General features: G+C 63.9%; 13 protein-coding genes and 3 pseudogenes. 3 read left to right on the top strand and 13 right to left on the bottom strand.

From position 1 onward, the window contains the following. Positions 1-7: 7 nt before the first annotated feature. The 9 genes and pseudogenes from bamC to DRB87_RS08335 form a co-directional block, all read right to left on the bottom strand. Entirely contained in the window at positions 8-1,150 is a 1,143-nt protein-coding gene (gene bamC, locus DRB87_RS08375) for an outer membrane protein assembly factor BamC (RefSeq protein ID WP_130025577.1), read from the bottom strand. A gap of 51 nt (positions 1,151-1,201) precedes the next feature. Then, positions 1,202-2,119: a 4-hydroxy-tetrahydrodipicolinate synthase gene (gene dapA / locus DRB87_RS08370; protein WP_130025576.1), complete on the bottom strand. Its 918-nt coding sequence runs from the start codon at positions 2,117-2,119 to the stop codon at positions 1,202-1,204. Positions 2,120-2,134: 15 nt separating this feature from the next. Then, entirely contained in the window at positions 2,135-2,773 is a 639-nt protein-coding gene (locus DRB87_RS08365; protein WP_130025575.1) for a bifunctional 2-polyprenyl-6-hydroxyphenol methylase/3-demethylubiquinol 3-O-methyltransferase UbiG, read from the bottom strand. Next, positions 2,770-3,972 carry a tryptophan--tRNA ligase gene (locus DRB87_RS08360; RefSeq protein ID WP_130025574.1) on the bottom strand — a complete coding sequence of 401 codons (1,203 nt, stop codon included), beginning with the start codon at positions 3,970-3,972 and terminating at the stop codon, positions 2,770-2,772. The genes DRB87_RS08365 and DRB87_RS08360 overlap by 4 nt, the downstream gene beginning before the upstream one ends. 25 nt (positions 3,973-3,997) lie before the next feature. Then, positions 3,998-4,663: a site-2 protease family protein gene (locus DRB87_RS08355; protein ID WP_017232996.1), complete on the bottom strand. Its 666-nt coding sequence runs from the start codon at positions 4,661-4,663 to the stop codon at positions 3,998-4,000. Positions 4,664-4,736: 73 nt separating this feature from the next. After that, a complete protein-coding gene (locus DRB87_RS08350) occupies positions 4,737-5,363 on the bottom strand; it encodes an L-threonylcarbamoyladenylate synthase (protein WP_130025573.1) in 627 nt (208 codons plus the stop codon). 12 nt (positions 5,364-5,375) lie between these two features. Continuing rightward, on the bottom strand, positions 5,376-6,233 hold the full coding sequence (locus DRB87_RS08345; protein WP_130025572.1) for a 3',5'-nucleoside bisphosphate phosphatase: 858 nt from the start codon (positions 6,231-6,233) through the stop codon (positions 5,376-5,378). 88 nt (positions 6,234-6,321) lie between these two features. Beyond that, on the bottom strand, positions 6,322-7,212 hold the full coding sequence (locus DRB87_RS08340) for an alpha/beta fold hydrolase (RefSeq protein ID WP_130025571.1): 891 nt from the start codon (positions 7,210-7,212) through the stop codon (positions 6,322-6,324). Positions 7,213-7,293: 81 nt separating this feature from the next. After that, a pseudogene (locus DRB87_RS08335) lies at positions 7,294-8,096 on the bottom strand (ferritin-like domain-containing protein). 190 nt (positions 8,097-8,286) lie between these two features. Between DRB87_RS08335 and DRB87_RS08330 the strand changes: the two are divergent. The 3 genes from DRB87_RS08330 (at position 8,287) to DRB87_RS08320 (ending at position 10,472) form a co-directional block, all read left to right on the top strand. Continuing rightward, the gene (locus tag DRB87_RS08330) at positions 8,287-8,811 is read left to right on the top strand and encodes a gamma carbonic anhydrase family protein (protein ID WP_130025569.1); all 525 of its coding nucleotides are present in this window, start codon (positions 8,287-8,289) and stop codon (positions 8,809-8,811) included. 168 nt (positions 8,812-8,979) lie between these two features. Next, on the top strand, positions 8,980-9,915 hold the full coding sequence (gene hslO / locus DRB87_RS08325) for an Hsp33 family molecular chaperone HslO (RefSeq protein ID WP_130025568.1): 936 nt from the start codon (positions 8,980-8,982) through the stop codon (positions 9,913-9,915). Positions 9,916-9,935: 20 nt separating this feature from the next. Then, positions 9,936-10,472, top strand: coding sequence for a hypothetical protein (locus DRB87_RS08320; protein ID WP_130025567.1), 537 nt, complete (start codon positions 9,936-9,938; stop codon positions 10,470-10,472). Positions 10,473-10,560: 88 nt separating this feature from the next. On the opposite strand, the gene ftsB is transcribed toward DRB87_RS08320, so the two are convergent. From ftsB to DRB87_RS08300, 4 genes and pseudogenes are all read right to left on the bottom strand, one after another. Then, positions 10,561-10,992, bottom strand: a complete 432-nt coding sequence (ftsB, locus tag DRB87_RS23920) for a cell division protein FtsB (protein WP_343032345.1) — start codon at positions 10,990-10,992, stop codon at positions 10,561-10,563. Between the two features lie 72 nt (positions 10,993-11,064). Next, positions 11,065-12,348: a phosphopyruvate hydratase gene (gene eno, locus DRB87_RS08310; protein WP_130025566.1), complete on the bottom strand. Its 1,284-nt coding sequence runs from the start codon at positions 12,346-12,348 to the stop codon at positions 11,065-11,067. A gap of 390 nt (positions 12,349-12,738) precedes the next feature. After that, positions 12,739-13,592: pseudogene (gene kdsA / locus DRB87_RS08305) on the bottom strand (3-deoxy-8-phosphooctulonate synthase). Positions 13,593-13,629: 37 nt separating this feature from the next. After that, positions 13,630-15,287, bottom strand: a pseudogene (locus DRB87_RS08300) (CTP synthase). Positions 15,288-15,374 lie beyond the last annotated feature (87 nt).

The following is a 15,374-nucleotide window of genomic DNA, read 5'->3' as shown; positions in this document are numbered from 1 at the left end:
CCCCGCCTTAACGGAGTTGGTTGCCGATCACACTGATGATCGTCTGTGCGATCTGCGAGTTATCGACGTTACCCTTATCGTCGAGCACCTGCACACGGGTCTGGTTATCGCCGCGCCCCTGCACGTTCACGCTAAGCTTTTTGGCCTTCTTGCTGTCCTGCACTTCCTTCGCATGGAACAAGCTGTAGAAGAAACCATTGTCCTTCGCCAGCGATGCCGGATCCACGTAGCTCACGAAGTAAATGCCCTTCGCGCGGTCGCGATCGTCCACGGTGAAGTTACCGCGATCGAGCGCCACGCCGACACGGCGCCAGGCTCGATCGAACGGCTCGTTGATGTCGAGATACGCGGCGTCGGCCGTCTTCACGATCTGGCTCGACGGGCCGCCCGCCTTGGCGCCTTCGACTTGCGCCTTGGCCTGATCGGCCTGCACGCCAAAGCGCTGCATCAACTTGGTCAGGAAGATCGCCTCGAGACCCGGATCGTTCGGCGCCGGCTCCCACTTGGTCGTATCCTTCTGCGCGTTCGTGAACACTTCCACCATGCGGCGGTGCGTGATGTAGACGTCCGTACCGCCATTCGGATCACGTTCCACGCGCGTGCGGAAGCGATCGCGTTCGCCGGTCGAATACAGGCTGTCGAGCACCTTGCCGAGCAGATCGCGGATGATGTCCTGATTCAGCTTGGCGCGGTTTTCCGCCCAATCCGTTTCCATCACGCCCGTGTCCGGCGAATCGATCGTCAGCACAAAGCCGTTCTCTTGCCAGAATTCACGCAACGTCGGCCACAGGTCGCCCGGCGCCTTCTGAATCACCAGCCAGCGCTCGTTACCGTCGCGCACGACCTTCATGCCGGGCACCGCCGGCAGCACCGTGTCCGTCGGGTTGGCCGCGACGACCTTCTGCTGGTTCTCGTAGGTCGACAACGTTGCGATGCCGGCCGGCGACACGTACTTCCGGTCGGTCGCCTGGACGTTCGTCAGATCCGGCGGGACGTCGAGCGAGGGGCCGGTCTTCGAGCTCTTGTAATCGACCTTGTCAGAGGACAAGGCGCTCGAGAGCGAACTGCATCCGGCGACGAGGGCCAACGAGGCAATAGCGGCCCATGCCAGCACGGGACGAGCTACGGAATTACTGACGATTCGTTTCATGAGTCGCAAAAAAAGGGGTGGGCAATCGAACCCGGGTGCCGGAACGACAGGTTAGACAACGGCAATGTTGGCCGACTTGAGGGCACCAAGCACCGTGTCTTGGTAAGGCTGCGCCAGCGGCGTGAGCGGCAGGCGGATGCCCGACGCGATCATGCCCATCTGTTGCAGCGCCCACTTCACGGGGATCGGATTGGCTTCGACGAACATGGCGCGGTGCAGTTCGAACAACTGGAATTGCAGTTCCCGTGCCTTGGCCACATTGCCGGCCAGCGCAGCCACGCACAACTCGTGCATCGCACGCGGTGCCACGTTGGCAGTGACCGAGATATTACCCTGACCGCCCATCAGCATGAGCGCAACCGCCGTCAGGTCGTCGCCGCTGTACACGGCGAAGCTCTTCGGGGCACGCCGGATCAGGTCAATGCCGCGATCCAGATTGCCCGTGGCGTCTTTCACGCCAACGATGCCAGGCACTTGCGCCAGACGCAGCAGCGTGTCGTTGCTGGCATCCGCCACGGTACGGCCGGGCACATTATAGAGAATGACCGGCAGTTCGACGGCTTCGGCAATGGCGCGGAAGTGCTGGTACTGGCCTTCCTGCGTGGGCTTGTTGTAGTACGGCACGACCTGCAGCGACGCGTCGGCGCCCACCTGCTTCGCATGTTTCGTGAGTTCGATGGCTTCGGCCGTCGAGTTGCCGCCCGTGCCGGCAATGACCGGCAGTTTGCGGCCGCGCGACTCGCCGGCTTGCGCGGCTTGCTGCACGGCGATCTCGATGAGTTCGCAATGCTCCTCGACGTTGACCGTCGGCGATTCACCCGACGTGCCGACGATCACGATGCCGTCGGTGCCCTCGTCGGCGTGCCAGTTGATCAGGTTGCGCAGTGCTTCACGGTCAAGGCTGCCGTCCTCTGCCATCGGGGTGACGATCGCGACGATACTGCCTTGCATCGGAGTTTGGGTAGTCATGGTTGATCGAACAATTCAGCGATAAGGGTGGATTGTAGCGGATTCCGCCGTCGGCTCGTACAGGGCGGCATTGCCGGGGTTTTCCCCGGGGACGGCACGCGTGGCGCACACGCGCTGCACGCACGCCGCGCGCGGCGCCGCCAACGTGACATCCTCGAAACCCGCCACACGCAGGCCGGCCTCGCGCGCCACGTCGAGCAGTTCACCGGGAGCCAACAGAAACTGCGGATTGGACGGCTTTCCGTACCGTTCGTTTCCCTGCGCAAAGGTTTCGTAAATCAGCACGCCGCCCGGCGCGACACTGGCTGCGATACGCGACAAGAGCGGTCGATGCAAATAATTCGTCACGATGACGGCATCGAAGCGCTCGCCCTCGGCCAACGGCCACGGCGCGCCCTCCAGGTCGGCGGTCAGCGTCGTCACGTTCGCCAGCATTGACATCGTGGCAAGCGCCGCCTCGTCGCGATCCACGGCGATGACGTGCATGCCGCGGGACGCGAGCCAACGCGCGTGGCGTCCTTGACCGCAGGCCAGATCGAGTGCGCGGCCGCCCGACGGCATCAGATGCGCCCAGCGCACCAGCCACGGCGACGGCGCGCCAGTACCGTGCGCACTACCGCCTTGCACCACGCCGGGAGCGACCGCGTGCGTCATGAATATTGCAGCCCCATCGCTTCACGCACGTCGCGCATGATCTCCTGCGCGGAGCGTCGCGCCTTCTCACATCCATCGGCCACGATGGCGCGCAGCAGCGACGGATCGTCCATGTACTTCTGGGCGCGCTCGAGCATCGGCTGCTGTTCGCGCAGAATGCCTTCGATGACCGGCTGCTTGCACTCGATGCAACCGATCCCGGCGCTGCGGCAGCCCTTCTGCACCCAGTCGCGCGTGTCGTTGTCGCAATAGACCTGATGCAGTTGCCACACCGGACACTTCTCCGGGTCGCCCGGATCGGTTCGACGCACGCGCGCGGGATCGGTCGGCATCGTACGCACCTTCTTGGTGATCGATTCCGCGTCTTCGCGCAAGCCAATGGTGTTGTTATACGACTTCGACATCTTCTGACCGTCGAGTCCCGGCATGCGCGACGCCGGCGTGAGCAACGCCTGCGGCTCGACCAGAATCAGCTTGCGCGCGCCTTCGAGATAGCCGAAGAGCCGCTCGCGGTCGCCCATGGACAGCGACTGCGACTCGGAGAGCATCGCGCGTGCCTGTTCCAGCGCTTCGTCGTCGCCCTGCTCCTGGTATGCCGTCCGGAGTTCGAGATACAGCTTCGCGCGCTTGCCGCCAAGCTTGCGTGCGGCTGCCAATGCCTTTTCCTCGAAACCGGTTTCGCGGCCGTAGAGATAGTTGAAGCGGCGCGCAATTTCGCGCGTCATTTCGACGTGCGGCACCTGGTCCTCCCCCACCGGCACGTGCAGCGCACGGTAGAGCAGAATGTCGGCCGCCATCAGCACCGGATACCCGAGGAAGCCGTACGTCGAGAGATCCTTCTCCCTGAGCTTCTCGATCTGTTCCTTGTACGTCGGCACGCGCTCGAGCCAGCCCAGCGGCGTGCTCATGCCGATGAGCAGCGCCAGCTCCGCATGTTCGGGCACCTTGCTCTGGATGAAGAGCGTGGCCTGATTCGGATCGATCCCTGCGGCAAGCCAGTCGATCAGCACGTCCCATACGTTCTGTTCGATGACTTCCGGCGTCTCGTAGTGCGTGGTGAGCGCGTGCCAGTCGACCACACAGAAGTAGCATGGATATTCCGACTGAAGCTGAATCCAGTTCTTGAGCACGCCATGATAATGGCCGAGGTGGAGACGACCGGTCGGTCGCATGCCGGAGAAAACGCGTTCGGGATACATGGTCTCGTTATGTTCTGCAAAAACTTCAGGAAATCAGCGACAACAGCGGCGTGAGCATCCAGACGATGAAGTCACGCCCCCACTGAATCAGCGGCCACAGCCAGACACGGCCGAGCACACCGCTCACCACCAGCGCCATCACGATGAAGAACCCGTAGGGCTCGACGCGGGAAAGGCGATAGGCTGCACGCGCCGGCAGCAGCGACACGAGCACGCGGCCGCCATCGAGCGGCGGCACCGGAAATAGGTTGAACATACACATCACGAGGTTCACCAGGAGACCGGCCTGCGCCATCATCATGAAGAACGGCTCGTGAACGCCGGCGATTTGCAGCCCCACACCGAACACAGCCCACAGTATGGCCTGGACGAAGTTGCACAACGGACCGGCCAGCGCCACCCAGATCGTATCGACCCGCGGATTGCGCAGGCTGCCGAACGCCACCGGCACCGGCTTGGCATAGCCGAACAGAAACGCTCCGCTCGTCATGAAGTAGAGGGCAAGCGGCACGAGCACCGTGCCGATCGGATCGATGTGCTTGAGGGGATTGAGCGTCACGCGCCCCATCAGATAGGCCGTGGGGTCGCCGAAATACTTCGCGACATAGCCGTGCGCGGCCTCGTGCAGCGTAATCGCGAAGAGGACGGGGAGCGCATAGACCGCAACGGTCTGGATCAGGTCTGCATTCATAGCCGCGTATTGTAGCAAGCCGACCTGCGCGCCAGTATTACCGCGTATTGCAAGGCGAGCGACACGCGCCCGTTCACGACAGACCGAACGGCGCCAGCGAGCCGCGACCGCGACGCAGCACCTCGGGCGGCGTCACCGTCAGGTCGACCACCGTGGACGGTTCTTTAGGACAGGCCCCGCCGTCGATCACCAGATCCAGTTGCTTTTCCAGGCGCTCACGAATCTCGTCGGGGTCGTTCAGCGGCTCGGTTTCGCCCGGCAGAATCAGGGTGGTGGCGAGCAACGGCTGCCCCAGCGCCTCGAGCAGCGCCAGCGTGATGGCATGATCCGGCACCCGCAGACCGATCGTCTTTCGCGACGGATGCGAGAGCCGGCGCGGCACCTCCTTCGTCGCTTCGAGAATGAACACATAGGGCCCCGGCGTCGTCGCCTTGATCAACCGGTATTGCCGGTTATCCACCATGGCGAACTCGGCCAGCTCCGACAGATCGCGGACCAGGAGCGAGAGCAGTTGCTTGTCGTCGAGACCGCGAATACGACGCAGGCGTTCGACGGCCTGCCGGTCGTCGATGTGACAGGCGATCGCGTAGCTGGAGTCGGTCGGCAACGCCACGATGCCGCCCTTGTCGATGATCTGGGCGGCCTGCTTGATGAGTCGTGACTGAGGATTTTCCGGATGGATCTGGAAGAATTGCGACATAGTGTCGGAAAGTTACTGCCAGCGGCTCCAGACCGGGGTGAGATCGTCGGGCAGCGCAGGCAGCTTGCCGAGCAGCGCACGGCTCTCGGACGGCCCATGGAAATCCGAGCCGCGCGACGCCAGAAAATCGTAGCGGCGCGCGACGTCGGCATACTCGCGGTACTGATCCGGCGTATGGCTGCCGGTCACCACTTCGATGGCCTCCCCGCCCAGTTCGCGGAACTGATCGAACAGTACCCCAAACTCGAGCGGCGTGAATTTGTAGCGTCCCGGGTGTGCCACGACGGCAATGCCCCCCGCCCCGCGGATCCAGCTCACGGCATTCTCCAGCGTGGCCCAGCGGTGCGGCACGTAACCCGGCCGCCCCTCCGCGAGATACTTCGAAAACACATCGGAAACCGACGTGCATTTGCCGATTGCCACGAGATATCGGGCGAAGTGCGTGCGCGAAATCAGATCGGGATTCCCGACGAAACGCAGCGCCCCCTCGTAGGCGTGCGGAATGCCGGCGGCCGCCAATTGCTCGCTCATCTGCTGGGCTCGCAACGCCCGGCCACCGCGCGTGGCCGCCAGTCCATCGATCAGCGCGGGATTATCGGGATCGAGATTCAGCCCGACGATATGCACCGTGCGGTTGGCCCACGTAATGGAGATCTCCACACCGCTCACGTACCCCATGCCGAGCGCTTCGGCCGCCGCGCGCGCTTCGCGCTGGCCACCGATCTCGTCGTGGTCGGTCAGCGACCAGAGGTCGACACCGGCCTCAAACGCCACCTGCGCCACCTCGGACGGCGCGAGCGTGCCGTCGGACACTCGGGAATGACAATGAAGATCCGCGTTGAACATGATGAGCCGCCGGGGGGATGACATATCGCGTCCGCCCGGCACCGCCGTATGACGTGGTTGTGACGCCTTTATTCTACCGCTCAAGTGAGCGCGGCGCGAGTGACCCGCGGCCTCACTCCCGGCAGAAGTCGTCGATCAACCGGGCAACGACGTCGGGTTGGTCGTGATGCAGCATATGACCGGCATCATCCACGAAAGCCTCCGTCAAATTCGGAAAGACCTCGAAGCGCTCCCGGAACGCCGCCGTCCCCTGTGCCCCGACGAAATGTCGCAGCACGTCCGAGTCCGTGGCCTCCACATGCAGGACGGGCGCGCTCACGTTGCCCCATACCGCCATCGCTTCATCGAGCCGGTACGGGTAGGGATTGGCGATCTTGTGCGCCGCATCGGCAAGCAAATGCCATTGTCCATCGACGTCCTGGCGTGCCCAGCGTTGTGCCAGCCAGTCCGCCCGCACCTTCGTGAGGCGCGGATTGGTCTTGCGCAGCCGCGCCACCACCGCGTCGAGCGTGGCATAAGGACGCAACGTCGGCGCATGCTGCAAATCGTCGAGCCAACGGCCGAGCTGACGGATCGCCGCGATCGGCTGCGACGGTGGCAGACCGAAGCCCTCCAGATTCACGAGACGCCGAACCCGCGAGGGCCGCACCCCGGCATACAGACACGCGACGTTGCCGCCCATGCTGTGACCAATCAGCCGGACAGCTTCGCCGGGCTCCGTGTAGACGTCGAGCAGGGCGTCGAGGTCGGCGAGGTAGTCTGGAAACCAGTAGCTGCCGCAGCGGCCTTGCGCCACTGGCCAGTCGGTGAGGCCGAAACCGCGCCAGTCCGGGGCGAGCACATGCCAGCGCTGCGCCAGCGTTTGCGCGACGAACTGGAACGACGCCGACACGTCCATCCAGCCGTGCAACGCGAACAGTTTCGGCGCGCCGGGCGTACCCCACTGCCGGACATGGTGGCGCAGGCCGCGCACCGTCAGAAATTCGGATCGCGAATCGGTCATGGCGCTGGCAGAAAGTGAAGATCGAAACGATCGAGGAACGCCGAGTCTATCAGCGTCAAAAATGACGAATCGGCCGCGCCGTTACACAAGCGCCTGCAGCGCAGCCAGTTCGTCGTCGTCGAAGCCCGCCGCCCGGCGGGCCTCCAGGTTGAACGGCCCGCGCAGACGCGGCGCACCATATTGCGCCGCGAGCCGGGCATAGGTCTCGATGGGATCGCATCCGGCGCGCTCGCATCCCCAGCGATACCAACGGTTCCCGATGGCGACATGTCCGATCTCGTCGCGCAGGATGATATCGAGAATGGCGGCCCCGGCGGCATCGCCCGCGCTCGCCAGCTTGGCCTTGATCGGCGGGCTGGCGTCGAGCCCGCGCGCCTCCAGGGTGCGTGGCACCAGCGCGAGGCGAGCCAGCCAGTCGCCGGACGTCCTGCGCGCCATCTCCCATAAGCCGTCGTGCGCCGGGAAATAGCCGTAGCGGTACGGCTCACCGAGCGTGTTCAAGTGCTGGGCAAGCAGAGAGAAGTGATGCGCCTCCTCCGCCGCGACCTGAAGCCAGTCGTCGTAATAATCGGTGGGCAGGCCGTCGAAGCGCCACAGGGCGTCGAGCGCAAGATTGATCGCGTTGAATTCGATGTGGGTGAGCGCGTGCAGCAAGGCGGCACGGCCCTCGACCGACGTCGCGGCGCGGTGCTTCAATTCTCGCGGCGACACCAGCCGGGGCGCGGCGGGACGTCCCGGAATGCCGGCCTCCCCCGCGCGCGCCGGCGCCGCCGGCTCGGCCACCTCGAAGCGACGCTCGGGTGCCAGCGTGCACGGCCGTCTCGCACTACGTCGCGAAGTGCCGTCACGCCGTGCGCCTTCTCATACGGATCGCACAGGCGCAGGAGCGCAAGCGTGTGCTCGCGGGCACACGCCGATCCGGTGAACGCGAGATGCGCGTTGCCGGATGTGCAGGCTTCGGAGCCATGGCCGGGGTCGGCGTTGCGCGCGGCACGGCCGCTGGGCGTGGGAGTGAAATCGGTCATGACGTTACAATACCTAATTCATCGATTTTAACCGCGAACCGAAGCCGCCATGCCGATCTACAAACTTGGAGACAAGACCCCCCAGATCCACGAGAGTGCTTTCGTGGCCGACACCGCCAGCATCATCGGAGATGTGATCCTCGCCGAGAACAGCAGCGTGTGGCCGGGGGTCGCGATTCGCGGCGACAACGAGCCGATCAAGGTCGGCGTGGGTACCAACGTACAGGAAGGTGCCGTTCTGCACGCCGATCCGGGGTACCCGCTCACGCTGGCCAGCGGCGTGAGCATTGGCCATCAGGCGATGCTGCACGGCTGCACCGTGGGCGAAAACTCGCTCATCGGCATTCAGGCGGTGCTGCTCAATGGCGCGGTCATCGGCCGCGACTGTCTGGTCGGTGCGGGCGCGCTGGTCACCGAGCGCAAGACGTTCCCTGACCGCTCCCTGATCCTGGGTGTGCCCGCCAAGGTCGTGCGCGAGCTGACCGACGAGGAAGTCGCGAACCTCAAGCGCAACGCCGAGGGCTATGCGGCACGCCGTCAGGTCTTCAAGGAACAGTTGGTGCGCATCGGCTGATCGCCCCGCCGGTGTGTTGAAAATGCGGTGCGCGCCCCCAGATTACGCAGTATTGACGCGCCAACCACCGGCGTTCGTGCAGCATCCGGCTCGAATCTGCGCGGTCGTTACCGCGCAACGCGGCCCGCCACGACAACCGCCGTTGCCGCATTTTTCAGGAATTCAACCGTGTCCGATCAACTTCAGAAATTCATGTTCGACGCCGCCCCGGTGCGCGGCGAATACGTCAGCCTCGACGCGACGTGGCGCGCCGTGCTCGAGCGTCACGACTACCCGGCGCCGGTACGTCATCTGCTCGGTGAAATGATGGCCGCGGCGGCGCTGCTCACCGCCAACGTCAAATTCGACGGCGCCCTGATCCTGCAACTGCACGGCGATGGCCCGGTCACCATGATCGTCGTCGAATGTAACGCCGACCTGACGATGCGCGCCACGGCAAAGTACAGCGGCGAGATCCCCGACGACGCGACCCTCAAGGCGCTCGTCAACGTCGACGGCCGCGCACGCTTCGCCATTACGCTCGACCCGCGCGTGAAGCAACCGGGCCAACAGCCTTACCAGGGCGTGGTGCCGCTGTCGGATGAACACGGCCCCCTGCCCGATCTGGCGTCGGTGCTCGAACACTACATGCATCATTCGGAGCAGCTCGACACACGCCTGTGGCTCGCGTCAGACGACCGCCACGCGGTGGGCATGCTGCTGCAGAAGCTGCCCGGCCATGGCGGCACGGCCGGCACCGGTGCCGAGCGTGCGCCCGAGCAAGACGAGGACATGTGGAATCGCGTCTGCCAGCTTGGCAATACGCTCAAGCGAGACGAAATGCTGAGCGTCGATCGGGAAACGCTGCTGCAGCGCTTGTTTTGGGAAGAAACGGTGCGCGTGTTCGAGCCGGCCGTCACGGCGTTTCGCTGCACGTGCTCGCACGAGCGGGTCACCAACATGCTGCGCACGCTCGGCGAAGCAGAAGTCATGAGCGTATTCGACGAGCGTCCCGATCTTGAAGTGGCGTGTGAGTTCTGCCGCCAGACCTATCGTTTCGACAAGGTGGATGCGGCGCAGCTCTTTACGGAGCAACTGCACGCCGCGCCGTCCGCGCAACATTGAGCGACGCGGAGATCGCAGGCATGCGCCGGATAGACGTCACCAGGCACCGCATGCAGGATGTGGCGGGCGGTGGTTCGGCTCGCCACCCCGCTATCGCCCTCGGCGCATCGCTCATGCCGCGACTCGCGTTCAACGCCAGCACTACGCGCGCCACGCGTGAACGGCCCCCTCGGCTTGTCGTCGGCGCCCTCGGTGTCCTCGGCGCGCTGCTCCTGATGCTCGCCGCCGGCTGTGCGCCACTGCCACCGCCTGACGCGCCCGCGGCACGTCTGCCGCAGACGCAAGGCATCCCGGCAATGACCGATGCCCAGAAGCAGGACCTGACACGCTTGAACAAACGCATCTACGACGAGCAGGAAGCGACCATCGAGCACGAACGCGCACAGCGCGCCATCGAGGCTGCGCTGGGCAGCAACGCCAGCAACGCGTATTTCTACGGTGGTTGGGGTGGTCCTGCGTGGTATGGCCCGGGATGGTACGGACCGGGATGGTACGGACCGGGCGGATATGGCGGCTATGGCCCACGCGCATCGGTGGGTGTGGGCATCGGCTTCTAGTGTGCGGCACCGCGAGATGACATGAAAAAATGGCGTTCCCGTGGGAACGCCATTTTTTCGTACTGTCTGCGCGTTGTGCCGGCGACGCTCAGTGATGCTGAGCCTTGTGCGCCGCGTGCGCCCCGCGCTTCGCTGGGGACGAAGTCGGCGGTGCCGGTGGCGCTGCCGCGACCGACTTGTGTGCCGGTTCGGTCGACGAGACCAGTGGCGCACCCGCGGCGGAAGCGGCCTGCGGACCGCCCGAGCCGTCCGGCGCCACGAACTGAACGAACACTTCGCCGTCCTTGACCATACCCAGCTCGAAACGCGCGCGCTCCTCGATCGCCGACGTGCCGTCCTGCAGATCCTGCACTTCGCCGGCAAGACGATCGTTACGTTCTTTCAACTGCTCGTTCTTCTGCTGTTCGGCGCTCAACTCGTCGCGCAGTTCGTGCACGTACAGCCAACCACCATGGCCGAACCAGAGCGGATACTGGATCACCGCCAGCAGCAGCACCAGCAGCAAGGTCACCATTCGCATGCTTTCGCCTGGCAAGAATGCCGAGAAGCGCGCCTCGACAGCCGTCGGGGCGCAACCTCCCGGGAAACGGAATTAGCGCAGATTGTAGAACGCTTCCTTGCCCGGATACGAGGCGATATCGCCGAGATCCTCTTCGATGCGCAGAAGCTGGTTGTACTTGGCGATACGATCGCTGCGCGAGAGCGAGCCCGTCTTGATCTGGCCCGCGTTCGTGCCAACGGCGATGTCGGCAATCGTCGAGTCTTCGGTTTCGCCCGAACGGTGCGACACGACGGCCGTGTAGCCGGCGCGCTTGGCCATTTCGATGGCGGCGAACGTTTCGGTGAGCGTACCGATCTGATTGATCTTGATGAGGATCGAGTTGGCGACGCCCTGCTCGATGCCTTGCTTCAGGATCTTGGTGTTGGTCACGAACAGGTCGTCACCGACCAGCTGCACCTTATGGCCGAGCTTGTCGGTCAGGACCTTCCAGCCGGCCCAGTCGTCTTCCGACATGCCGTCTTCGATCGACACGATCGGGAACTTGTCGCACAGGTTGGCGAGGTAGTCGGCGAACGCTTCCGAGGTCAGCGACAGGCCTTCGCCGGCCAGCTCGTACTTGCCGTTCTTGAAGAATTCGGTCGAGGCGCAGTCCAGCGCCAGGAGCACGTCGTCGCCCATGCGGTAGCCGGCGTTCTCAACCGCCTGCTGAATGGTCGTCAGGCACTCTTCGTTCGACGCGAAATTCGGTGCGAAGCCGCCTTCGTCGCCCACGGCCGTGCTCATCCCCTTCTCGGCGATGAGTTTCTTCAGCGCGTGGAAGATTTCGGCGCCGCAACGCAGGGCTTCGCGAAAGCTCGACTGGCCCACCGGCATCACCATGAATTCCTGGATGTCCAGGCTGTTGTTGGCGTGCGCGCCGCCGTTGACGATGTTCATCATCGGCACCGGCATTTGCATGGCGCCCGAACCGCCGAAGTAGCGGTACAGCGGCAGGCCGGCTTCTTCCGCCGCGGCCTTGGCCACGGCCATCGACACGGCCAGCATGGCGTTTGCGCCGAGACGCGACTTGTTGTCCGTGCCGTCGAGTTCGATCAGCGTCTTGTCCAGGAAGGCTTGTTCCGCCGCATCCAGGCCCATGATCGCTTCCGAAATCTCGGTATTGATGTGCTCGACTGCCTTCTGCACCCCCTTGCCGAGATAGCGACCCTTGTCGCCATCACGCAATTCGATCGCTTCGCGCGAGCCGGTCGATGCGCCCGACGGCACTGCCGCACGGCCCATCACGCCCGACTCCAGCAGCACGTCGCACTCGACCGTCGGGTTGCCGCGCGAGTCCAGCACTTCGCGCCCGATGATATCTACGATTGCACTCATGTATTCCTCGGTATCTGTATGACAAAAACGCTAAAGGGAACCTGCTTCGCGCCGCGGCCCGTCACCTGCCCTGTTCACGTCGGGCGCTCGCGCCGAACCCTGACGTGGATGCCGGTGCGGCGCTCAAGCGCGCAACGACGCGGTACTGCATGGACGGGGAAACAACGGCACCTCGAAATAAGGTACGGCGGCCTGCGGGATGACATCGATGTCGACGGTGCGCTCGGCGTACCGCACGCGGGCATCTCCTTGTGGGCTTGCCCTCGCGGCGACTTCCGACGACCGCTGCGCGACAAGCTTAACGACTCGACGCCACGCTGCCAAGGCATCCGAGCGCTATACCCGTCCTGTGGGCGTGCTGATAGTGGCCCCAGGACGGCGTGTCTCATTTCAACTGAAATTATTTTCCAGGAACTCGCCCTGCTTCACCGCCGCATCAATCGTCTTGAGCGTGGTGAGCAGTTCGCGCATGCGTCCGAGCGGCACGGCGTTGGGGCCGTCCGACAGCGCGCAGGCCGGATCCGGGTGCGTCTCCATGAACAGGCCCGACACGCCCACGGCCACGGCGGCACGCGAGAGGACCGGCACGAACTCGCGCTGACCGCCCGAGCTGGTGCCCTGGCCGCCGGGCAACTGCACCGAGTGCGTCGCGTCGAACACAACCGGCGCACGGGTCTCGCGCATGATCGCCAACGAGCGCATGTCCGAGACCAGATTGTTGTAGCCAAACGAAACGCCACGCTCGCAAGCCATGAACACGTCATCGGGCAGGCCGGCCTCGCGCGCGGCGTCGCGGGCCTTGTCGATGACGTTGATCATGTCGTGCGGGGCAAGAAACTGCCCCTTCTTGATGTTCACCGGCTTGCCCGACTGGGCGCAGGCACGAATGAAATCGGTCTGGCGGCACAGGAACGCCGGCGTTTGCAGCACATCGACGATAGGCGCGGCCACGGCCACATCCTCTTCGGTATGCACGTCGGTGAGCACCGGCACGCCGAGTTGGCGGCGCACTTCCTCGAGGATCTTCAGGCCAGCCTCGCGCCCGGGCCGCGAAACGACTTGCCGGAGCTGCGATTCGCCTTGTCGAACGACGACTTGTAAATGAACGGAATGCCCAGCGCGCTCGTAATTTCCTTGAGCTGTCCCGCGACGTCGATCGTCATTTGCTCCGATTCGACGACGCAGGTCCCCGCGATCAGGAAAAACGGCTGGTCCAGGCCAACCTCGAAACCGCACAGTTTCATGAGAACTCCTTATGTCTCGCTCGCGGCGGGCGGGGCCTCAGGCGGCCTTCTTGCGCGACTGCTGACCCGCCAGCGCCGCCTCGACATACGCCTTGAACAGCGGATGGCCATCGCGCGGCGTCGAGGTGAACTCCGGGTGGAACTGAACGCCGACAAACCACGGATGCACCTGCTGCGGCAACTCCATCATCTCCGGCAGGTTCTCGCTCGGCGTGCGCGCCGAGATCACCAGACCGGCGGCTTCGAGCTGCGGAACATAATGATTGTTGACTTCGTAACGGTGGCGGTGACGCTCATTGACCGAATCGCCATAGATGCGCGACGCGAGCGTTTCCGTCTTGACGGGTACACGCTGCGAGCCCAGGCGCATGGTGCCGCCCAGATCCGAATTTTCGGTACGCTGCTCGATCTTGCCGTCGCGGTCCTGCCACTCAGTGATGAGGGCGACGACCGGATGCGGCGTCGACGGCTCGAATTCCGTGCTGTTGGCGTCGGACAACTTGGCCACGTCACGCGCGAATTCGATCACGGCGAGCTGCATACCCAGGCAGATGCCGAGATACGGCACGCGGTTCTCGCGCGCATAACGAATCGCCTTGATCTTGCCTTCGGTACCGCGTCGGCCGAAACCGCCCGGTACGAGAATGGCGTCCAGATGTTTGAGCGCGTCCGTGCCGTCCTTCTCGATTTGTTCCGAATCGATGTACTCGATGTTCACACGCGTTTCCGTGTGGATCGAGGCGTGACGCAGCGCTTCGATAAGCGACTTGTACGACTCGGTCAGATCGACGTACTTGCCGACCATGCCGACAGTGACCTCGTGCTTCGGATTCTCGACCGCGTGCACCAGATGCGTCCACATGGACAGGTCGGCCGGCTTGGCTTCGATCTTCAGTTCGTCGCAGATGATCTTGTCCATGCCCTGGTCATGGAGCATCTGCGGAATCTTGTAGATCGTGTCGACGTCCCACACCGAAATCACGGCGTCCTGCGGAATGTTCGCGAACAGCGAAATCTTGGCGCACTCGTCTTCCGGAATCTGACGGTCGGCGCGGCACAGCAGCACGTCCGGCGAAATGCCGATCTCACGCAGCTTCTGCACACTGTGTTGCGTCGGCTTGGTCTTCAGTTCGCCAGCCGTCGCAATGTACGGCACGAGCGTCAGGTGCACGAAGGCCACGCTGTTGCGGCCCAGGCGCAGGTTCATCTGACGCGCGGCTTCGAGGAACGGCAGCGATTCGATATCGCCGACCGTGCCGCCGATTTCAACGATGGCGACGTCGGATGGCCGTCCCACGTCGAACGCGCACCGCGCTCGACGAAAGCCTGAATTTCGTTGGTGATGTGCGGAATGACCTGAACGGTCTTGCCGAGATACTCGCCACGGCGCTCCTTACGGATCACCGATTCGTAGATCTGGCCCGTCGTGAAGTTGTTCGCACGACGCATCTTGGCGCTGATGAAGCGCTCATAATGGCCCAGATCGAGGTCGGTTTCCGCACCGTCCTCGGTGACAAACACCTCGCCGTGCTGAAACGGGCTCATCGTGCCCGGGTCGACGTTGATGTAGGGATCAAGCTTGAGGAGGGTGACTTTGAGGCCACGCGATTCGAGAATCGCGGCCAGAGATGCGGCAGCAATTCCCTTACCAAGAGAGGAAACCACGCCGCCCGTGACAAAAACAAATTTGGTCATCGCAGTAATTGCTCGCGGGAAAGCCGGATTATACCCGAAAGCGGCCCCGCCCTCGACGTGCGGCGCGGCAAATTTTGACCTTGACAG

Source organism: Pandoraea sp. XY-2, from assembly GCF_004193915.1.
Lineage (GTDB): Bacteria > Pseudomonadota > Gammaproteobacteria > Burkholderiales > Burkholderiaceae > Pandoraea > Pandoraea cepalis.
Note: the sequence above shows the minus strand (reverse complement) of the source record. Positions and strands in the feature narration are given on the sequence as shown.

What these genes read in the sequence shown, in the direction of transcription:
- ftsB (WP_343032345.1), bottom strand. Translation starts at nt 10,992, where the DNA reads ATGCGAATGGTGACCTTGCTGCTGGTGCTGCTGCTGGCGGTGATCCAG.
- bamC (WP_130025577.1), bottom strand. Translation starts at nt 1,150, where the DNA reads ATGAAACGAATCGTCAGTAATTCCGTAGCTCGTCCCGTGCTGGCATGG.
- DRB87_RS08320 (WP_130025567.1), top strand. Translation starts at nt 9,936, where the DNA reads ATGCGCCGGATAGACGTCACCAGGCACCGCATGCAGGATGTGGCGGGC.
- DRB87_RS08345 (WP_130025572.1), bottom strand. Translation starts at nt 6,233, where the DNA reads ATGTCATCCCCCCGGCGGCTCATCATGTTCAACGCGGATCTTCATTGT.
- DRB87_RS08330 (WP_130025569.1), top strand. Translation starts at nt 8,287, where the DNA reads ATGCCGATCTACAAACTTGGAGACAAGACCCCCCAGATCCACGAGAGT.
- DRB87_RS08340 (WP_130025571.1), bottom strand. Translation starts at nt 7,212, where the DNA reads ATGACCGATTCGCGATCCGAATTTCTGACGGTGCGCGGCCTGCGCCAC.
- DRB87_RS08350 (WP_130025573.1), bottom strand. Translation starts at nt 5,363, where the DNA reads ATGTCGCAATTCTTCCAGATCCATCCGGAAAATCCTCAGTCACGACTC.
- DRB87_RS08365 (WP_130025575.1), bottom strand. Translation starts at nt 2,773, where the DNA reads ATGACGCACGCGGTCGCTCCCGGCGTGGTGCAAGGCGGTAGTGCGCAC.
- DRB87_RS08360 (WP_130025574.1), bottom strand. Translation starts at nt 3,972, where the DNA reads ATGTATCCCGAACGCGTTTTCTCCGGCATGCGACCGACCGGTCGTCTC.
- dapA (WP_130025576.1), bottom strand. Translation starts at nt 2,119, where the DNA reads ATGACTACCCAAACTCCGATGCAAGGCAGTATCGTCGCGATCGTCACC.
- eno (WP_130025566.1), bottom strand. Translation starts at nt 12,348, where the DNA reads ATGAGTGCAATCGTAGATATCATCGGGCGCGAAGTGCTGGACTCGCGC.
- DRB87_RS08355 (WP_017232996.1), bottom strand. Translation starts at nt 4,663, where the DNA reads ATGAATGCAGACCTGATCCAGACCGTTGCGGTCTATGCGCTCCCCGTC.